General features: G+C 51.8%; 17 protein-coding genes. 11 read left to right on the forward strand and 6 right to left on the reverse strand.

All coding sequences use genetic code 11. The annotated features are described in order from the left end of the window. Positions 1-193: 193 nt before the first annotated feature. The gene (locus C7B16_RS25325) at positions 194-331 is read left to right on the forward strand and encodes a CcdB family protein (protein ID WP_228929306.1); all 138 of its coding nucleotides are present in this window, start codon (positions 194-196) and stop codon (positions 329-331) included. Between the two features lie 88 nt (positions 332-419). Continuing rightward, positions 420-1,292, forward strand: coding sequence for a 23S rRNA pseudouridine(2604) synthase RluF (rluF, locus tag C7B16_RS15255; RefSeq protein WP_001517551.1), 873 nt, complete (start codon positions 420-422; stop codon positions 1,290-1,292). Here rluF and C7B16_RS15260 read toward each other — a convergent pair whose 3' ends face one another. Continuing rightward, complete coding sequence (locus C7B16_RS15260; protein WP_001207629.1) at positions 1,293-1,565, reverse strand: DUF3811 domain-containing protein; 273 nt, start codon at positions 1,563-1,565, stop codon at positions 1,293-1,295. It abuts the gene before it with no gap. Positions 1,566-1,869: 304 nt separating this feature from the next. Here C7B16_RS15260 and C7B16_RS15265 point away from each other — a divergent pair, with 304 nt between their 5' ends. Then, positions 1,870-2,658 (forward strand): nucleotidyltransferase domain-containing protein, encoded by a 789-nt coding sequence (locus C7B16_RS15265; protein WP_107179874.1) that lies wholly within the window; start codon positions 1,870-1,872, stop codon positions 2,656-2,658. 37 nt (positions 2,659-2,695) lie between these two features. On the opposite strand, the gene lysC is transcribed toward C7B16_RS15265, so the two are convergent. Continuing rightward, a complete protein-coding gene (gene lysC / locus C7B16_RS15270; RefSeq protein ID WP_001517553.1) occupies positions 2,696-4,045 on the reverse strand; it encodes a lysine-sensitive aspartokinase 3 in 1,350 nt (449 codons plus the stop codon). A gap of 294 nt (positions 4,046-4,339) precedes the next feature. Here lysC and pgi point away from each other — a divergent pair, with 294 nt between their 5' ends. The 5 genes from pgi (at position 4,340) to C7B16_RS15295 (ending at position 10,324) form a co-directional block, all read left to right on the forward strand. Beyond that, entirely contained in the window at positions 4,340-5,989 is a 1,650-nt protein-coding gene (gene pgi / locus C7B16_RS15275) for a glucose-6-phosphate isomerase (RefSeq protein WP_000790017.1), read from the forward strand. 510 nt (positions 5,990-6,499) lie between these two features. Then, positions 6,500-6,742: an exopolysaccharide production protein YjbE gene (yjbE, locus tag C7B16_RS15280; RefSeq protein ID WP_000757338.1), complete on the forward strand. Its 243-nt coding sequence runs from the start codon at positions 6,500-6,502 to the stop codon at positions 6,740-6,742. 113 nt (positions 6,743-6,855) lie between these two features. Then, a complete protein-coding gene (locus C7B16_RS15285) occupies positions 6,856-7,494 on the forward strand; it encodes a YjbF family lipoprotein (RefSeq protein WP_001517554.1) in 639 nt (212 codons plus the stop codon). Next, entirely contained in the window at positions 7,491-8,228 is a 738-nt protein-coding gene (locus C7B16_RS15290; RefSeq protein WP_016262767.1) for a capsule biosynthesis GfcC D2 domain-containing protein, read from the forward strand. Before C7B16_RS15285 ends, C7B16_RS15290 begins: the two co-directional genes overlap by 4 nt. Beyond that, on the forward strand, positions 8,228-10,324 hold the full coding sequence (locus C7B16_RS15295; RefSeq protein ID WP_107179875.1) for a YjbH domain-containing protein: 2,097 nt from the start codon (positions 8,228-8,230) through the stop codon (positions 10,322-10,324). Before C7B16_RS15290 ends, C7B16_RS15295 begins: the two co-directional genes overlap by 1 nt. A gap of 46 nt (positions 10,325-10,370) precedes the next feature. Here the strand turns inward: C7B16_RS15295 and C7B16_RS15300 are convergent, their stop codons facing one another. Then, positions 10,371-10,649 carry a hypothetical protein gene (locus C7B16_RS15300; RefSeq protein WP_000804022.1) on the reverse strand — a complete coding sequence of 93 codons (279 nt, stop codon included), beginning with the start codon at positions 10,647-10,649 and terminating at the stop codon, positions 10,371-10,373. Positions 10,650-10,904: 255 nt separating this feature from the next. On the opposite strand from C7B16_RS15300, the gene psiE reads away from it, so the two are divergent. Beyond that, positions 10,905-11,315 carry a phosphate-starvation-inducible protein PsiE gene (gene psiE, locus C7B16_RS15305; protein WP_000202902.1) on the forward strand — a complete coding sequence of 137 codons (411 nt, stop codon included), beginning with the start codon at positions 10,905-10,907 and terminating at the stop codon, positions 11,313-11,315. 94 nt (positions 11,316-11,409) lie between these two features. On the opposite strand, the gene malG is transcribed toward psiE, so the two are convergent. The 3 genes from malG to malE all read right to left on the reverse strand — a co-directional run bounded on the left by malG (position 11,410) and on the right by malE (position 15,750). Beyond that, positions 11,410-12,300, reverse strand: a complete 891-nt coding sequence (gene malG / locus C7B16_RS15310; RefSeq protein WP_001252091.1) for a maltose ABC transporter permease MalG — start codon at positions 12,298-12,300, stop codon at positions 11,410-11,412. A 14-nt stretch (positions 12,301-12,314) separates the two neighbouring features. Beyond that, the gene (malF, locus tag C7B16_RS15315) at positions 12,315-13,859 is read right to left on the reverse strand and encodes a maltose ABC transporter permease MalF (protein ID WP_061090595.1); all 1,545 of its coding nucleotides are present in this window, start codon (positions 13,857-13,859) and stop codon (positions 12,315-12,317) included. A 700-nt stretch (positions 13,860-14,559) separates the two neighbouring features. Continuing rightward, complete coding sequence (malE, locus tag C7B16_RS15320; protein ID WP_000695404.1) at positions 14,560-15,750, reverse strand: maltose/maltodextrin ABC transporter substrate-binding protein MalE; 1,191 nt, start codon at positions 15,748-15,750, stop codon at positions 14,560-14,562. Positions 15,751-16,114: 364 nt separating this feature from the next. Here malE and malK point away from each other — a divergent pair, with 364 nt between their 5' ends. After that, positions 16,115-17,230 (forward strand): maltose/maltodextrin ABC transporter ATP-binding protein MalK, encoded by a 1,116-nt coding sequence (gene malK / locus C7B16_RS15330; RefSeq protein ID WP_000179158.1) that lies wholly within the window; start codon positions 16,115-16,117, stop codon positions 17,228-17,230. Positions 17,231-17,301: 71 nt separating this feature from the next. After that, positions 17,302-18,642, forward strand: a complete 1,341-nt coding sequence (lamB, locus tag C7B16_RS15335; RefSeq protein ID WP_001517566.1) for a maltoporin LamB — start codon at positions 17,302-17,304, stop codon at positions 18,640-18,642. Positions 18,643-19,152 lie beyond the last annotated feature (510 nt).

Consider the following 19,152-nt stretch of genomic DNA (forward strand, 5'->3'; position numbering starts at 1 on the left):
TATGCGCATCATGATGGAGGGAATTATGCGCACAATGTCGAAGGTGAAAAAATCTGTCAATGTTTCGCTGCCCCCCGAGATTCTGGAAGAGGCACGTAAATCCTGTCGCTGATGTATTAAAGCATGCCATTGTTGTCCGGCGGTCAGACTTGCTCAGCTATCTGGCGGTAAACCACCTGTAAAAGTTTGTCCGGTGGTTTCAATTGCTGGCCTGGACCACATGGTGATGACAGGAATACCGCTAAAAGAGTTGGGAGAACGTATAGCTGATCTTAGTCAACAGCGAATCGAACTGCGTGATGCTATCGATTTTCTATTAAACGGCTATTAATGCTGGTACGTAACTTATCGTATTCCGCATAAATCCTGTTTTTCCTCGCTAAGAGGTAAGGTATATTCCGCGTTTCAGAGGAGAATTTATGCTGCCCGACTCATCAGTCCGTTTAAATAAATACATCAGCGAAAGCGGAATTTGCTCACGCCGCGAAGCGGATCGCTATATCGAGCAAGGCAATGTGTTCCTTAATGGCAAGCGTGCCACTATTGGCGATCAGGTAAAGCCCGGTGACGTTGTAAAAGTAAACGGTCAGTTGATCGAGCCGCGGGAAGCCGAAGATTTAGTGCTTATCGCCCTGAATAAGCCCGTGGGCATTGTCAGCACTACGGAAGATGGCGAGCGCGATAACATCGTCGATTTCGTCAATCACAGCAAGCGCGTGTTCCCGATTGGTCGCCTGGATAAAGACTCCCAGGGGCTGATTTTCCTCACTAATCACGGCGATCTGGTCAATAAGATCCTTCGTGCTGGCAACGACCATGAAAAAGAATATCTGGTGACGGTCGATAAACCGATTACCGAGGAGTTTATTCGCAGCATGAGTGCGGGGGTGCCAATCCTCGGGACAGTGACCAAAAAGTGCAAAGTTAAAAAAGAAGCACCGTTTGTCTTTCGTATTACCCTGGTGCAAGGGTTGAACCGTCAGATCCGTCGTATGTGTGAACATTTTGGCTACGAAGTGAAAAAGCTGGAACGTACGCGCATTATGAACGTCAGCTTAAGCGGCATTCCGCTGGGTGAATGGCGTGATTTAACCGACGATGAGCTTATCGATCTCTTTAAACTCATTGAAAATTCCTCTTCCGAGGCGAAGCCCAAAGCGAAGGCCAAACCGAAAACGGCAGGCATCAAACGCCCGGTGGTGAAGGTGGAGAAAACAGCGGAAAAAGGTGGCCGCCCGGCATCAAACGGCAAGCGTTTCGCCTCGCCGGGGCGGAAGAAAAAAGGTCGTTAATCAGCGTTTGCCACGCGTCGACGTATTTGCCGACCAACTGAATGACGCTTCAGGATCCGGTTTATAAGCCTGCTTTTTCTTCAACTGGCGGGCTTTTTTCGCTTCAGCCTCACGCTCAACCATTAATTTATCGATGTACTCTTTCTTAATGCTGTTGGTTTCGGCGTTGGTCAGCACGCGGCCATGTGCAATACGCGCTCGATCCAGCAGCGTCTTCAGTTCGCGCTGTTCACGCTCAGTCATCTCTTTTTGAGTAATGCGGGGGAGTGCCATGATGGTGCCCTCTGTTAATCGGATAGCTCAGTGTACGGGAATTCATTTGCGAGCAGAACCGATAAGATTCATTTGCGTTCTCTTTTATTTTTATGTTTTTAGCTAATTAGCGATAAATACATATAAAAATTTAACGGAAATAATTCACTGGTAACTGTTCAAATTTAATTAATCTTTTATTATTCAAGGTGTTAAATCTTAGAGTCCATTTCTGGCTCGTTTCTCGCAATAACGCTATCGCATTGATAACATTTCTGTTTTCAGTGGTCTGGCGCGGGTTAGTTAATATCAAAGGATGAGTCAAATGCCATTAAATGGAGTCAGTGCTGCGATGCGTGAACGGGTATCGCAGCAGTTAAAGGAAATTGAATGGCGGTATGGCGTGAAAGTGCTGTACGCCTGCGAATCGGGGAGTCGCTGCTGGGGATTTGCCTCGCCAGACAGCGATTACGATGTGCGTTTTTTGTATGTTCACCCGCTGGAATGGTATCTGCGGGTAGAGTCACCACGCGATGTTATCGAACTGCCCATCGACGACGAGCTGGATGTTTCAGGTTGGGAGTGGCGCAAGGCGCTGGGATTATTGAAAGGCGCGAACCCGACGCTGATTGAATGGCTGAATTCGCCGGTGGTCTATCAGCAGGATGAAGAAACGATAACGGCGCTTAAGGCGATGGTGCCGAAGTGGTTTTCTCCGCTACGTGCACGCTGGCATTACTATTCGATGGCGCAGAAAAACTTCCGAGGCTATTTGCAGGGCGACGAAGTTCGGCTGAAAAAATATTTTTACGTGCTGCGCCCGCTGCTGGCCGTGCGCTGGGTCGAAGCGGGTAAAGGCGTACCGCCAATGCGCTTTGCTGAGTTACTGGCGGGAAGTGAGTTGGATGCGGCCTTACGTGCAGAAATAGATGAATTGCTGGAACGTAAACAGCGCGCGGGAGAAGCGGAATATGGACCGCGCCGTCCATTGCTACATGCGTTTATTCGTGCGGAACTGGCGCGCGGGGAAATTCCACCAGTGTTACCGGACAGCAGGGAAGGCGATGTCAGGGAGTTGGATCGTCTGTTGATGACGACAGTGATGGGGAAATAAATACGGCCCGGGGCATATCATCCGGGCCATACTGTTTTTACTCAAACAAATTACTATGCAGTTTCTGCACCACCTGATCGGCGTCTGCGCCTGGCACCAGGAAGCACAGGTTATGGCTGGAAGCGCCGTAGCAAATCATGCGGATGTTGAACGGTTCCAGTACGCCAAAGACCTCTTTGCCGACGCCGCAGGCTTTTGACAGGTCGTTACCAATCAGTGCCACCAGCGCCAGACCTTCTTCCACTTCTACCCGGCACAGTGCCGAAAGCTCCATCAGTAAGGATTGCGTCAGCAACGTATCGCCGGTAGATGTTGATCCGGTAGTGTCGAGAGTTAACGCCACGCTTACTTCTGACGTCGTAATTAAATCCACCGAAATATTATGTCGCGCGAGGATGCCGAAAACCTCCGCGAGGAAGCCGCGGGAATGCAGCATATTCAGGCTATGTAGGGTTAATAGCGTTTGTTTACGGCGCAGGGCCAGGGCGCGAAATAGCGGTGGATTTTCGGTGGTATTACACACCAGCGTACCGCCAGCGCGCGGATCTTTGCTGGAGCCGACAAATACCGGAATATCGCTGCGTACTGCAGGCAACAACGTTGCCGGATGCAGCACTTTCGCGCCAAAGGTCGCCATTTCAGCGGCCTCTTCAAAAGCAATTTCATCTATGCGTTTTGCTGCGGGCACCACGCGCGGATCGGTGGTGTAGATGCCGGGGACGTCAGTCCAGATATCCACACGAGATGCGTGTAAAGCTTCCGCCAGCAAGGCTGCCGTATAATCGCTGCCGCCACGACCAAGTGTTGTGGTACGGCCTTTACTTTCTCTGCCAATAAATCCCTGAGTGATGATTAAACTTTCACTGAGTCGTGGGGCCAACTGCAACGCAGCCAGTTCCGCCAGTGCAGTAACATCCGGCTCCGCACGGCCAAATCGGTCATTGGTACGCATCACTTTACGCACATCAAACCATTGTGCCTGAACATTGCGTTCGCGCAGGATCTCAACAAACAGCAGAGTAGACATCAGCTCGCCGTGGCTGACCAGTTCATCTGTTAACGCCGGAGAGGTTGCCAGTGCCGCTGCTTCGGCCAGAATGGTAATGTTCTCCAGTAGACGTTCAATCTCTTCACGGACGACGTTCGGGTAACGCAGGCGTTCCAGAATAGCGAACTGAATATTGCGAATGGCATCGAGTTTTTCGAAACGCTCAGCCGGTTCCAGACCTTCGGCTAGTGCTACCAGCAGATTGGTGATCCCTGCGGAAGCGGAAAGCACAACTAAACGCACATTCACATCAGAAAGCACAATGTCAGCGCTGCGGTTCATGGCGTCGAAATCAGCCACGCTAGTACCACCAAATTTGGAGACAACAATATCGGGCATAACAACCTCGTGTCAGGGAATGAAAGAAGCGACCATGGCACAAAGGCAAAACAGAAACCGGTGCAGGCGCAGACCGTATTTATAAATAAAAGGTGTAGCGGAGTGTGTCAACGCTGGGATTATGCGGATTATTCATGCAGCGCTGGTGGCCAGAAATTGTGCTTATAACAGCTATACTGTTTTATCCATTTCGGCGGTTGAACGAGCTAAAGACACTAAAACCATCACATTTTTCTGTGACTGGCGCTACAATCTTCCACAGTCACAATTCTCAATATCAGAAGAGTATTGCTAATGAAAAATATCAATCCAACGCAGACCGCTGCCTGGCAGGCACTACAGAAACACTTCGATGAAATGAAAGACGTTACGATCGCTGAGCTTTTTGCTAAAGACGGCGATCGTTTTTCTAAGTTCTCCGCAACCTTCGACGATCAGATGCTGGTGGATTACTCCAAAAACCGCATCACCGAAGAGACGCTGGCGAAATTACAGGATCTGGCGAAAGAGTGCGATCTGGCTGGCGCGATTAAGTCGATGTTCTCTGGCGAGAAGATCAACCGTACCGAAAACCGCGCTGTACTGCACGTGGCGCTGCGTAACCGTAGCAATACGCCGATTCTGGTTGATGGCAAAGACGTGATGCCGGAAGTCAACGCGGTGCTGGAGAAGATGAAAACCTTCTCGGAAGCGATTATTTCTGGTGAGTGGAAAGGTTATACCGGCAAGGCAATCACTGACGTGGTAAACATCGGTATCGGTGGTTCTGACCTTGGTCCGTACATGGTGACTGAAGCGCTGCGCCCGTACAAAAACCACCTGAACATGCACTTCGTTTCTAACGTCGATGGGACTCACATCGCAGAAGTACTGAAAAAAGTGAATCCGGAAACCACCCTGTTCCTGGTGGCGTCTAAAACCTTCACTACTCAGGAAACTATGACCAACGCCCACAGTGCGCGTGACTGGTTCCTGAAAGCGGCTGGCGATGAGAAGCACGTTGCGAAACACTTTGCGGCGCTCTCCACCAACGCGAAAGCTGTTGGCGAGTTTGGTATTGATACCGCTAACATGTTCGAGTTCTGGGATTGGGTCGGCGGTCGTTACTCTCTGTGGTCAGCGATTGGTCTGTCGATTGTTCTCTCCATCGGTTTTGATAACTTCGTTGAACTGCTTTCCGGTGCACACGCCATGGACAAGCATTTCTCCACTACTCCGGCAGAGAAAAACCTGCCTGTACTGTTGGCGCTGATCGGCATCTGGTACAACAATTTCTTTGGCGCGGAAACTGAAGCGATTCTGCCATACGACCAGTATATGCACCGTTTTGCGGCGTACTTCCAGCAGGGCAATATGGAATCCAACGGTAAGTACGTTGACCGTAACGGTAACGTGGTGGATTACCAGACTGGCCCGATTATTTGGGGTGAACCAGGTACGAATGGTCAGCACGCGTTCTACCAGTTGATTCACCAGGGAACCAAAATGGTGCCGTGCGATTTCATCGCCCCGGCTATCACCCATAACCCGCTCTCTGATCACCACCAGAAACTGCTGTCTAACTTCTTCGCTCAGACCGAAGCTCTGGCGTTTGGTAAATCCCGCGAAGTGGTTGAGCAGGAATACCGTGATCAGGGTAAAGATCCGGCGACGCTCGATTATGTTGTGCCGTTCAAAGTGTTCGAAGGCAACCGCCCGACCAACTCCATTCTGCTGCGCGAAATCACCCCGTTCAGTCTGGGTGCCTTGATTGCGCTGTATGAGCACAAAATCTTTACTCAGGGCGTGATCCTGAACATCTTCACCTTTGACCAGTGGGGCGTAGAGCTGGGTAAACAACTGGCGAACCGCATTCTGCCAGAGCTGAAAGATGATAAAGAAATCAGCAGCCACGATAGCTCGACCAATGGTCTGATTAACCGCTATAAAGCGTGGCGCGGTTAATCATCGTGCATTTCTGATGCCGATATGTAGGCCGGATAAGGCGTTCACGCCGCATCCGGCAACCGGTGCCTGATGCGACGCGGTCGCGTCTTATCAGGCCTACAGGTCGATGCCGATATGTACATCGCATTCGGCAATTAATACATAGCTCGATTGACTAAATAACCTTAAAAACAATGTCGACTATAAGTCGGCATTGTTTTATCAGATAAATCCCCTTGCCGATGATTTAACGAAAATCATACCGTGAGGTTAATCCTAAAATATATTTTTAGTCTGTGTTAATTTCAGAAGATACGCAGGGAATTTATTTTTATATTTATTTTAACTGAATGATTTAACTGATTGTTTTCATATTATAAAAATATATAGTTGATATTCATTCCAATTATCCTAAAACCCCTTCACTAATTCCCCGCGGCGTAATTCGTATGCTTTAGTTGTGTATACTCGATCCCGCCCGAAATGTTTTTGGGTAAATCTCCATTCATTCAATGAAGGGAAATTATTATGAAAAAAGTTCTGTATGGCATTTTTGCCATATCTGCGCTTGCGGTGACTTCTGCGTGGGCTGCACCTGTACAGGTGGGCGAAGCGGCAGGGTCAGCAGCAACGTCGGTTTCAGCGGGTAGTTCCTCTGCGACCAGCGTCAGCACCGTAAGCTCGGCGGTGGGCGTCGCGCTCGCGGCAACCGGTGGCGGTGATGGTTCTAATACCGGGACCACAACAACCACGACCACCAGTACTCAGTAATAAAGTATGTATCCCCAAAATAATTCGAGTCATCGCATCTGTGGCTTGAGGTATGAAGGGATTTACCATAACCACACTCCGGTGTGGTTATTCTGCCCCTCTGGAGAAGAGTCGTGAAGCGACCTGCACTCATTCTTATCTGCCTGTTATTACAGGCCTGTTCAGCCACTACTCAAGAACTGGGCAACTCACTGTGGGACAGCCTGTTCGGTACGCCGGGCGTTCAGCTTACGGACGATGATATTCAAAATATGCCCTACGCCAGCCAGTATATGCAGCTTAATGGCGGTCCACAGTTATTTGTCGTTTTGGCCTTCGCTGAAGACGGACAACAAAAATGGGTTACTCAGGATCAGGCCACCCTCGTTACGCAACATGGTCGTCTGGTGAAAACCCTGCTCGGTGGCGACAACCTGATTGAAGTAAATAATCTTGCTGCCGATCCGCTGACCAAACCCGCACAAATCGTTGATGGCACAACCTGGACTCGCACGATGGGCTGGACCGAGTACCAGCAGGTGCGCTACGCCACAGCTCGTTCAGTCTTTAAATGGGATGGTACTGACACCGTCAAAGTCGGCAGCGATGAAACCCCGGTTCGCGTGCTGGATGAAGAAGTCTCCACCGATCAGGCGTGCTGGCATAACCGTTACTGGATCGACAGCGAAGGACAAATTCGCCAGTCGGAACAGTATCTCGGTGCAGATTATTTCCCGGTGAAAACCACGCTCATCAAGGCAGCAAAACAATGATTAAACAAACAATTGCAGCGTTGCTTTTGAGCGTAGGGATGTCATCGGTCTTGGCGGCGGGAACCGTCAAGGTGTTTAGCAATGGTAGTCGCGAGGCAAAAACGCTGACGGGCGCAGAGTATTTAATCGATCTGGTGGGGCAACCACGACTGGCAAATAGCTGGTGGCCCGGTGCGGTGATTAGCGAAGAGCTGGCAACGGCGGCGGCATTGCGTCAACAGCAGGCGTTGCTGGCACGACTGGCGGCGTTGGCCGCAGATTCCAGCGGTGATGATGCCGCCGCCATTAACACCTTACGCCAGCAAATTCAGGCGTTGAAAGTGACGGGCAGGCAAAAAATCAATCTTGATCCCGATATGGTGCGCGTTGCCGAACGCGGTAACCCGCCGTTGCAGGGCAACTACACGCTGTGGGTCGGATCTCCGCCGTCAACGGTCACGTTGTTTGGGCTTATTAGTCGTCCAGGCAATCAGCCATTTACCCCAGGTCGTGACGTGGCGAGTTACCTCTCCGGTCAGAACCTGCTTAGTGGTGCGGATCGCAGCTACGCATGGGTTATTTATCCAGACGGTCGCACGCAAAAAGCGCCGGTGGCTTACTGGAACAAGCGTCACGTAGAGCCGATGCCCGGCAGCATTATTTATGTTGGCCTGGCGGACTCCGTCTGGAGTAAGACGCCAGACGCCCTGAACGCCGACATTCTTCAGATTCTGACGCAGCGGATACCCCAATAATGAAAAAAAGACATCTGCTTAGCGTACTGGCGCTGGGCATTAGCGCGGCCTGCTACGGCGAAACGTATCCTGCGCCTATCGGGCCGTCGCAATCAGATTTCGGCGGCGTCGGTTTGTTGCAAACGCCCACCGCCCGTATGGCGCGGGAAGGGGAGCTTAGTCTCAACTACCGCGATAACGATCAGTACCGTTATTACTCAGCTTCAGTGCAACTCTTCCCGTGGCTGGAAACGACGCTGCGCTATACCGACGTGCGTACCAGACAGTACAGCAGCGTCGAAGCGTTCTCTGGCGACCAAACGTATAAAGATAAAGCCTTCGATCTTAAACTGCGTTTGTGGGAAGAGAGTTACTGGATGCCGCAGGTGGCTGTTGGCGCGCGGGATATCGGCGGTACGGGGCTGTTTGATGCGGAATATCTGGTCGCCAGCAAAGCCTGGGGGCCGTTCGATTTCACGCTCGGCCTGGGTTGGGGATATCTGGGCACCAGCGGTAACGTGAAAAATCCGCTCTGTTCAGCCAGTGACAAATATTGCTATCGCGATAACAGCTATAAACAGGCGGGTTCTATCGACGGCAGCCAGATGTTCCACGGCCCGGCCTCGCTGTTTGGGGGAGTGGAATACCAGACGCCCTGGCAGCCGCTGCGCCTGAAACTGGAGTATGAAGGCAATAATTATCAGCAGGATTTTGCTGGGAAGCTGGAGCAAAAAAGTAAGTTTAACGTCGGGGCGATTTATCGCGTTACCGATTGGGCCGACGTTAACCTTAGCTATGAACGTGGCAACACCTTTATGTTTGGCGTCACGCTGCGCACCAACTTTAACGATCTGCGCCCGTCGTACAACGATAACGCCCGACCGCAATACCAGCCGCAGCCGCAGGATGCCATTTTGCAGCATTCGGTGGTGGCGAATCAGTTAACGCTGTTGAAATACAACGCCGGGCTTGCCGATCCGCAGATCCAGGTGAAAGGCGATACGCTGTATGTTACCGGCGAGCAGGTGAAATATCGCGATTCGCGCGAAGGGATCATTCGTGCCAATCGGATCGTGATGAACGATCTGCCGGATGGGATCCGCATGATCCGTATAACGGAAAATCGGCTTAATATGCCGCAGGTGACCACCGAAACGGATGTCGCCAGCCTGAAAAATCATCTTGCCGGAGAGCCGCTGGGTCATGAAACAACGTTGGCACAAAAACGCGTCGAACCGGTGGTGCCGAAGTCCACTGAACAAGGCTGGTATTTTGACAAATCGCGCTTTGATTTCCATATCGATCCAGTACTGAATCAGTCAGTTGGTGGCCCGGAAAATTTCTATATGTACCAGCTTGGCGTGATGGGGACGGCGGATTTTTGGCTAACGGATCATCTGCTGACTACCGGCAGCCTGTTTGCTAACCTGGCGAATAACTACGACAAGTTTAACTACACTAACCCGCCGAAGGACTCCCATCTGCCGCGTGTGCGTACTCATGTTCGTGAATATGTGCAGAACGATGTTTACGTCAATAACCTGCAAGCCAACTACTTCCAGCATCTGGGCAACGGCTTCTATGGCCAGGTCTACGGCGGCTATCTCGAAACCATGTTTGGCGGTGCGGGGGCAGAAGTGTTGTATCGTCCGCTGGATAGCAACTGGGCGTTTGGGCTGGATGCTAACTATGTGAAACAGCGCGACTGGCGTAGCGCGAAAGATATGATGAAGTTTACCGATTACAGCGTGAAAACCGGACATCTGACCGCGTACTGGACGCCATCTTTCGCCCAGGATGTGTTAGTCAAAGCGAGCGTCGGGCAGTATCTGGCAGGGGATAAAGGCGGTACGCTGGAGATTGCCAAACGTTTTGATAGCGGCGTGGTGGTGGGTGGCTATGCCACGATCACTAACGTTTCGAAAGAGGAGTACGGGGAAGGGGATTTCACCAAAGGCGTGTATGTCTCTGTACCGCTGGATCTCTTCTCGTCCGGCCCGACCCGCAGTCGTGCGGCAATTGGTTGGACACCGCTGACGCGCGACGGTGGTCAGCAACTTGGGCGTAAGTTCCAGTTGTATGATATGACCAGCGATCGTAGCGTAAATTTCCGTTAAGTCATGGGAAAGGTGCCAGCTTTCGCAATCACTGGCACCCTCATTCTTAATGGCCTGTCGAGCCATCAGGAACGCAGTTCACCCCCGGTTTACGATCTGGTGTGTAAAGGCGAAAACATTCTGTCTTCCTGTCCGTCGATATAGGTTGCAGGTCTGGTTGCCTGAGCGACTGAGCCATCATTGGGCTGGAGACATTGCTTTGCGGAAGGTCGGCTTTATCAGCAGTACCGAGCGGACCGGCAAAAGCAGGAAGAACAGAGACTGATAACAACAAAGCAGCAAAATAAGGCTTCATTTTTACCACCTTTATCAGGTTAGGTTTTATTTGTTCCAGAGGAACATTGTCGATTTTTCGCGCTTTGTTGGTGGCTGGGAATCACCTGAATGGGTGATTTTTTGGGGCGCGTGTCTTGCCGGAGGCACAGTCAGGCGCGGTTTATCCGGCCTACGGGGAGCCGCATCCGGCGCTGGCGGGAGGAGCCATCTAAATCCAGGTTGAACAAAACATACACAAAAAATATAGATCTCCGTCACATTTTTACGTTATACAGGAAGCTCGCCACTGAGTTGGAGGGCTGTTATGACGTCGCTATCTCGTCCCCGCGTGGAGTTTATCTCCACTATTTTGCAGACCGTACTCAATCTTGGCCTGTTGTGCCTGGGCTTGATTCTGGTTGTCTTTCTCGGCAAAGAAACGGTGCATCTGGCTGATGTGCTGTTCGCACCAGAACAAACCAGCAAATATGAGCTGGTGGAAGGGCTGGTGGTTTACTTTCTCTATTTCGAATTTATCGCCCTGATTGTGAAGTATTTTCAGTCCGGATTTCACTTTCCCTTACGTTACTTTGTCTATATCGGGATCACCGCCATTGTGCGCTTGATCATCGTCGATCATAAATCGCCACTGGATGTGTTGATCTACTCTGCAGCGATCCTGTTACTGGTGATCACTCTATGGCTGTGTAATTCGAAACGGCTGAAGCGGGAGTAAAAAAGAGGCGCTCCGAAGAGCGCCGAATAACAGTCACAAGTTAGGATAACGTAAGTTGAGGGTGCAGCGGCATAACATTGGCATAACAACATCTTTAACCTTTCACACCACCCGCCGTCAGGCCGTTGACCAGCCAGCGTTGAGCCAGCAAGAAGACGAGGGTGATCGGTAATGCAGACATCACAGCAGCGGCAGCAAAGTCACCCCACAGGTAGTTTTGTGGGTTGAGGTATTGCTGCATACCCACGGCCAGGGTGTAACTGTTCACATCACGCAGTAACAGCGACGCGACCGGAACTTCAGTAATAGCAGCGATAAATGACAGGATGAACACCACTGCCAGAATCGGTACTGACAGCGGCAGCAGGACGAGGCGGAAGGCCTGCCACGGCGTCGCGCCATCCAGCGCCGCCGCTTCTTCCAGCGAGCCATCGATAGTTTCGAAATAACCTTTGATCGTCCAGACGTGCAGCGCAATCCCCCCCAGGTAAGCAAAGATAACGCCGCCGTGGGTATTCAGGCCGATGAACGGAATGTACTCACCCAGGCGGTCAAATAACGCATACAACGCGACCAGTGAGAGTACCGCCGGGAACATCTGGAAAATCAGCATCCCTTTCAGCAGCGTCGCTTTGCCAGGGAAGCGCATACGGGCAAAGGCGTAGGCGCAGGTAGTGGAGAGCGCCACAATACCAATCGCAGAAATCCCCGCGACTTTCACCGAGTTCCACAGCCACAGCAGTACCGGGAACGGCGGTGGCGTAACGCGACCATCCGCCTGTTCAACGCTAAAACCTAACGCCAGTTTCCAGTGATCCCACGAGATTTGCTCCGGGATCAGGCTGCCGGTCGCGAAGTTCCCCTGGCGCAGCGAGATGGCGACGACCATTAGCAGCGGGAACATAATCGCCGCGATAAAAAGTAGCAGTAGCAGGTGAGTAATAAATAAACGTACTTTTTGCGATTTCGGTTGGACCATTGCCATTTTTGTTATCTCCCTTAATCAAACTTCATTCGCGTGGCTTTCAGGTTCACTATCGCCAACGCACCCACCAGCAGGAAGATCAGCGTGGCAATCGCTGCCGCCAGACCGAAGTCCTGACCACCGCCGCCTTCAAAGGCGATACGGTAGGTGTAGTTAACGAGCAGGTCGGTATAACCGGCTGGTGTGGTGGTGCCAAGACGATCCGGGCCGCCATTGGTCAACAGTTGAATCAGTACGAAGTTGTTAAAGTTAAAGGCGAAGCTGGCGATCATCAGCGGTGTTAGCGGCTTGATCAGCAGCGGCAGCGTGATTTTAAAGAAGTTCTGGAATGGGCCTGCGCCATCCATCGCAGAGGCTTCATACAGATCGTCTGGAATCGCTTTCAGCAAGCCCATGCAGAGGATCATCATGTACGGATAACCCAGCCAGGTGTTGACGATAATCAGCATCGTCCGCGCAGTGGTTGGATCGCTGAACCATGCGGGCTTCACGCCAAACAGTGCGCTCAACATCATGTTGATTTCACCGAAGCTCTGGTTGAACAACCCTTTGAAAATCAAAATTGAAATAAATGAGGGGACGGCGTAGGGCAGAATCAGCAGTACGCGGTAGATAGCTTTGCCGCGCAACGCTTCCCATTGCACCAGACAAGCCAGCACCATGCCGACTGCCACCGTTAAAAAGACAGTGATCAGTGAGAACATCACGGTCCAGACGAAAATCGCGAGGAACGGTTTCTGAATGCCTTCGTCGGTGAAGACGCGGGTAAAGTTTTTCCAGCCGGTGGTTACGGTATAACCCGGACTTAACTTTTCGTCGCCCCAGTTGCCGTCGGCGGTAATGGACTGGTAAAAGCCTGTCTGGTCATTAGGGCGATACTTTACACCACTCTGGTTATTGGTCAGCGTACCATCATCGCCCAGCGTGTAGAGCGGCTGCGTACCGGAGAACTGGCGCAGGGAGCTCATCATCACTTTGTTGTCATCCGGGAGAATGGCGGTAATGTTGCTCAGTGCCTGACGATTTTGGGTAATCACGCGCAGATTTGCGCGCTCGCCTTCAGGCAGTGTGACGCTTTCTTTCAACTGTAGCTTTTGCTCGCCGCCAAATTTAAAGGCGTCGGAGAGATAATTCTTGCCGGTTTCACCATCGGTAAGCGCCAGTTGCCACTCATCACCTGCCGGATAAAGACCGAAGTTATAGGTTTTTCCCGCTTGCCAGGAACGATCCAACAGAACTTCCTGGGCGCGTTCAAAAGTAAGCTGGTTGGTGCTGCTGTAGTTGGTGAAGGCGATGGCGATGGTGCAGACCAGAGGGAAGAGGACGAATAAGCCCATTCCGGCCATTCCCGGATAGACATAGCGCCAGGCATAGGCTTTACGGTTGGCGAAAATATACAGCCCCGCTGAACTCAAAATCAGCGTGGTAATGGCGAACAGGTATTCCCCTTGTGCGTACATTAAAACTACAAGGTAACCCACCAGCAGGCCAAGCAGACCTAACACTGACCATTTCAGCGCGTCGCTTTGCCACCAATGTTTCTTTTTAATGACATCCATGGGGTTCTTCCTCATTCCAGGACGGATAAATGATTACACCGCATCCGGCAACAACTGCCTGATGCGACGCTGGCGCGTCTTATCAGGCCTACATACGTTTCGTTTTTTCGGTCGGATAAGGCGTTTACGCCGCATCCGGCAACAACTGCCTGATGCGACGCTGAGGCGTCTTATCAGGCCTACATAGGTTTCGTTTTTTCGGTCGGATAAGGCGTTTACGCCGCATCCGGCAACAACTGCCTGATGCGACGCTGGTGCGTCTTATCAGGCCTACATAGGTTTCGTTTTCCAGGCCGGATAAGGCGTTCACGCCGCATCCGGCAATCAATGCCTGATGCGACGCTGGCGCGTCTTATCAGGCCTACATACGCTTCGGCTTCGTAGGTCGGATAAGGCGTTTACGCCGCATCCGGCAACAACTGCCTGATGCGACGCTAAGGCGTCTTATCAGGCCTACATAGGTTTCGGTTTCGTAGGCCGGATAAGGCGTTTACGCCGCATCCGACAACAACTGCCTGATGCGACGCTGAGGCGTCTTATCAGGCCTACATAGGTTTCGGTTTCGTAGGCCGGATAAGGCGTTTACGCCGCATCCGGCAATCAATGCCTGATGCGACGCTGGTGCGTCTTATCAGGCCTACATAGGTTTCGTTTTCCAGGCCGGATAAGGCGTTTACGCCGCATCCGGCATTTAACGGCATTACTTGGTGATACGACCCTGTGCATCTTTCAGCGCGGCATCAACAGTCTGGCGACCGCTGGCAGCGTTGATCACTGCGGTACGCACGGCATACCAGAAGGCGGACATCTGCGGGATGTTCGGCATGATTTCGCCGTTTTTGGCGTTATCCATGGTGGCGGCAATGCGTTGATCTTTCGCCAACTGATCCTGGTAAGACTTCAGCGCCACGGCACCCAGCGGTTTATCTTTATTTACCGCTTCCAGACCTTCGTCGGTCAGCAGGTAGTTTTCGAGGAACTCTTTCGCCAGTTCTTTGTTCGGGCTGGCAGCGTTAATGCCTGCACTCAGAACACCAACGAATGGTTTGGAAGGTTGTCCCTTGAAGGTCGGCAGCAGCGTCACGCCGTAGTTCACTTTGCTGGTATCGATGTTGGACCATGCCCACGGACCGTTGATGGTCATCGCAGTTTCACCTTTGTTAAAGGCTGCCTCTGCGATGGAGTAATCAGTATCCGCATTCATGTGTTTGTTTTTAACCAGATCAACCAGGAAGGTCAGACCCGCTTTCGCGCCAGCGTTATCCACACCAACGTCTTTCACGTTGTATTTATCGTTTTCATACTTGAACGCATAACCACCGTCGGCGGCAATCAGTGGCCAGGTGAAGTACGGTTCTTGCAGGTTGAACATCAGCGCGCTCTTACCTTTCGCTTTCAGTTCTTTATCCAGAGCCGGGATTTCTTCCCAGGTTTTCGGTGGGTTCGGCAGCAGGTCTTTGTTATAAATCAGCGATAACGCTTCAACTGCGATCGGATAAGCAATCAGTTTGCCGTTATAACGAACAGCATCCCAGGTGAAAGGATACAGTTTGTCCTGTAACGCTTTGTCTGGGGAGATTTCAGCCAACAGACCAGATTGGGCATAGCCGCCAAAGCGGTCGTGCGCCCAGAAAATAATGTCCGGACCATCGCCAGTTGCCGCAACCTGGGGGAATTTCTCTTCCAACTTATCTGGATGCTCAACGGTAACTTTAATTCCGGTATCTTTCTCGAATTTCTTACCCACTTCTGCGAGGCCGTTGTAGCCTTTATCGCCGTTGATCCAGATTACCAGTTTACCTTCTTCGATTTTGGCGAGAGCCGAGGCGGAAAACATCATCGTCGTTAAAACAGATAATGCGAGGATGCGTGCACCTGTTTTTATTTTCATAATCTCTGGTCCTTGTTGGTGAAGTGCTTGTGAAAACGCCTGAACGGACTCTAGTTTCTTTATACGGCAACCTCTTTCCATCCTCCTTGCCCCTACGCCCCACCCTCGTTTTGTGTGATCTGCGTCGCAGAAATAGCCGTATTGCGGGGAGGCGCACACAAAGTTGCCATGTTTTTTGCAAGCAATATCACGAATTTCCTTACTTCTCCTCGGATTAGTATGCAGACACCATCTTCTCATCCTCCCGCCTCCTCCCCCATAAAAAAGCCAGGGGGTGGAGGATTTAAGCCATCTTCCGATGACGCATAGTCACTGCATCATGAATGTTGCTGTCGATGACAGGTTGTAACGAAGGGAGAAGGGCATGGCGAGCGTACAGCTACAAAATGTAACGAAGGCCTGGGGGGATGTGGTGGTATCGAAAGATATCAATCTCGACATCCACGAAGGTGAGTTCGTGGTGTTTGTCGGACCATCTGGCTGCGGTAAATCCACTTTACTGCGCATGATTGCCGGTCTTGAGACGATCACCAGCGGCGACCTGTTCATCGATGAAAAACGAATGAACGACACCCCGCCAGCAGAACGCGGCGTCGGCATGGTGTTCCAGTCCTATGCGCTCTATCCCCATCTGTCTGTGGCAGAAAATATGTCGTTTGGCCTGAAATTAGCAGGCGCAAAGAAAGAGGTCATCAACCAGCGTGTTAACCAGGTAGCGGAAGTGCTGCAACTGGCGCACTTGCTGGATCGCAAACCGAAGGCGCTCTCCGGTGGCCAGCGTCAACGTGTGGCGATTGGTCGTACGTTGGTGGCCGAGCCAAGCGTGTTTTTACTCGATGAACCACTTTCCAACCTCGATGCAGCGCTGCGCGTACAGATGCGTATCGAAATTTCCCGTCTGCATAAACGGTTGGGTCGCACAATGATTTACGTCACTCACGATCAGGTCGAAGCGATGACGCTGGCCGACAAAATCGTGGTGCTGGACGCTGGTCGCGTGGCGCAAGTCGGGAAGCCTCTTGAACTGTATCACTATCCGGCAGACCGCTTTGTCGCCGGTTTTATTGGTTCACCGAAGATGAACTTCCTGCCGGTGAAAGTAACCGCTACCGCAATCGATCAGGTCCAGGTTGAGCTGCCGATGCCAAACCTCCAGCAAGTCTGGCTTCCGGTTGAAAGCCGCGATGTTCAGGTCGGTGCCAACATGTCGCTGGGCATTCGCCCGGAACATTTACTGCCAAGCGATATCGCTGACGTCATCCTTGAGGGTGAGGTTCAGGTGGTCGAACAGCTTGGCAACGAAACGCAAATTCATATCCAGATCCCTTCTATTCGTCAAAACCTGGTGTACCGCCAGTCTGACGTGGTGTTGGTAGAAGAAGGTGCCACATTCGCTATCGGCCTGCCGCCAGAGCGTTGCCATCTGTTCCGTGAGGATGGCACTGCATGTCGTCGACTGCATCAGGAACCGGGCGTTTAAGCATCCTACAAAAGACACAGAGCCTGTGACAGGTGATGTGAAAAAAGAAAAGCAATGACTCAGGAGATAGAATGATGATTACTCTGCGCAAACTTCCTCTGGCGGTTGCCGTCGCAGCGGGCGTAATGTCTGCTCAGGCAATGGCTGTGGATTTCCACGGTTACGCTCGTTCCGGTATCGGCTGGACAGGGAGCGGCGGTGAACAACAGTGTTTCCAGACCACTGGCGCTCAAAGTAAATACCGTCTTGGCAACGAATGTGAAACTTATGCTGAATTAAAATTGGGTCAGGAAGTGTGGAAAGAAGGCGATAAGAGCTTCTATTTCGACACTAACGTGGCCTATTCCGTAGCACAACAGAATGACTGGGAGGCCACCGATCCGGCTTTCCGTGAAGCGAATGTGCAGGGGAAAAACCTGATTGAATGGCTGCCAGGTGCCACCATTTGGGCTGGTAAGCGTTTCTATCAGCGTCATGACGTTCATATGATCGACTTCTACTACTGGGATATTTCTGGTCCTGGTGCCGGTCTGGAAAACATCGACGTTGGTTTCGGTAAACTTTCCCTGGCAGCAACGCGTTCTTCTGAAGCGGGCGGTTCTTCCTCTTTCGCCAGCAACAATATTTATGACTATACCAACGAAACTGCGAACGACGTCTTTGACGTGCGTTTAGCGCAGATGGAAATTAACCCGGGCGGAACCTTAGAGCTGGGTGTCGACTACGGTCGTGCCAACCTGCGTGATAACTATCGTCTGGTTGATGGCGCATCGAAAGATGGCTGGATGTTCACTGCCGAGCATACCCAGAGCATCCTGAAAGGCTTTAACAAGTTTGTTGTTCAGTACGCAACAGACTCTATGACCTCACAGGGCAAAGGGCTGTCGCAAGGGTCTGGCGTCGCATTTGATAACGAACACTTTGCTTACAACATCAACAACAACGGTCACCTGCTGCGTATCCTGGATCACGGTGCGATTTCTATGGGTGACAATTGGGACATGATGTACGTGGGTATGTATCAGGACATCAACTGGGATAACGACAACGGCACCAAATGGTGGACCGTCGGTATTCGTCCGATGTACAAGTGGACGCCTATCATGAGTACCTTGATGGAGATCGGCTACGACAACGTCGAATCCCAGCGCACTGGCGACAAGAACAACCAGTACAAAATCACCCTCGCACAACAATGGCAGGCTGGCGACAGCATCTGGTCACGCCCGGCTATTCGTGTCTTCGCAACCTACGCCAAGTGGGATGAGAAATGGGGTTATGACTACAACGGTAGTTCCTCTTCTAACCCGAACTACGGCAAAGCTGTTCCGGCGAACTTCGAAGGCGGTAGCTTCGGTCGTGGCGATAGCGATGAGTGGACCTTCGGTGCCCAGATGGAAATCTGGTGGTAATAGCAAAACCTGGGCCGGATAAGGCGTTTACGCCGCATCCGGCAACCAACGCCTGATGCGACGCTGTCGTGTCTTATCAGGCCTACAACCGCTGTCGAATGTAGGCCGGATAAAGTGCTTGCACCGCATCCGGCAACCAACGCCTGATGCGACGCTGTCGCGTCTTATCAGGCCTACAACCGCTGCCGAATGTAGGCCGGATAAAGTGCTTGCACCGCATCCGGCAACCAACGCCTGATGCGACGCTGTCGTGTCTTATCAGGCCTACAACCGCTGCCGAATGTAGGCCGGATAAAGTGTTTGCACCGCATCCGGCAACCAATGCCTGATGCGACGCTGTCGTGTCCTATCAGGCCTACAACCGCTGCCGAATGTAGGCCGGATAAGGTGCTTGCACCGCATCCGGCAACCAACGCCTGATGCGACGCTGTCGCGTCTTATCAGGCCTACAACCGCAGCCGAATGTAGGCCGGATAAAGTGCTTGCACCGCATCCGGCAACCAACGCCTG

Origin of the sequence: Escherichia sp. 20412-1, assembly GCF_003027595.1 — a bacterium.
Taxonomy (GTDB): Bacteria; Pseudomonadota; Gammaproteobacteria; order Enterobacterales; family Enterobacteriaceae; genus Escherichia; species Escherichia marmotae.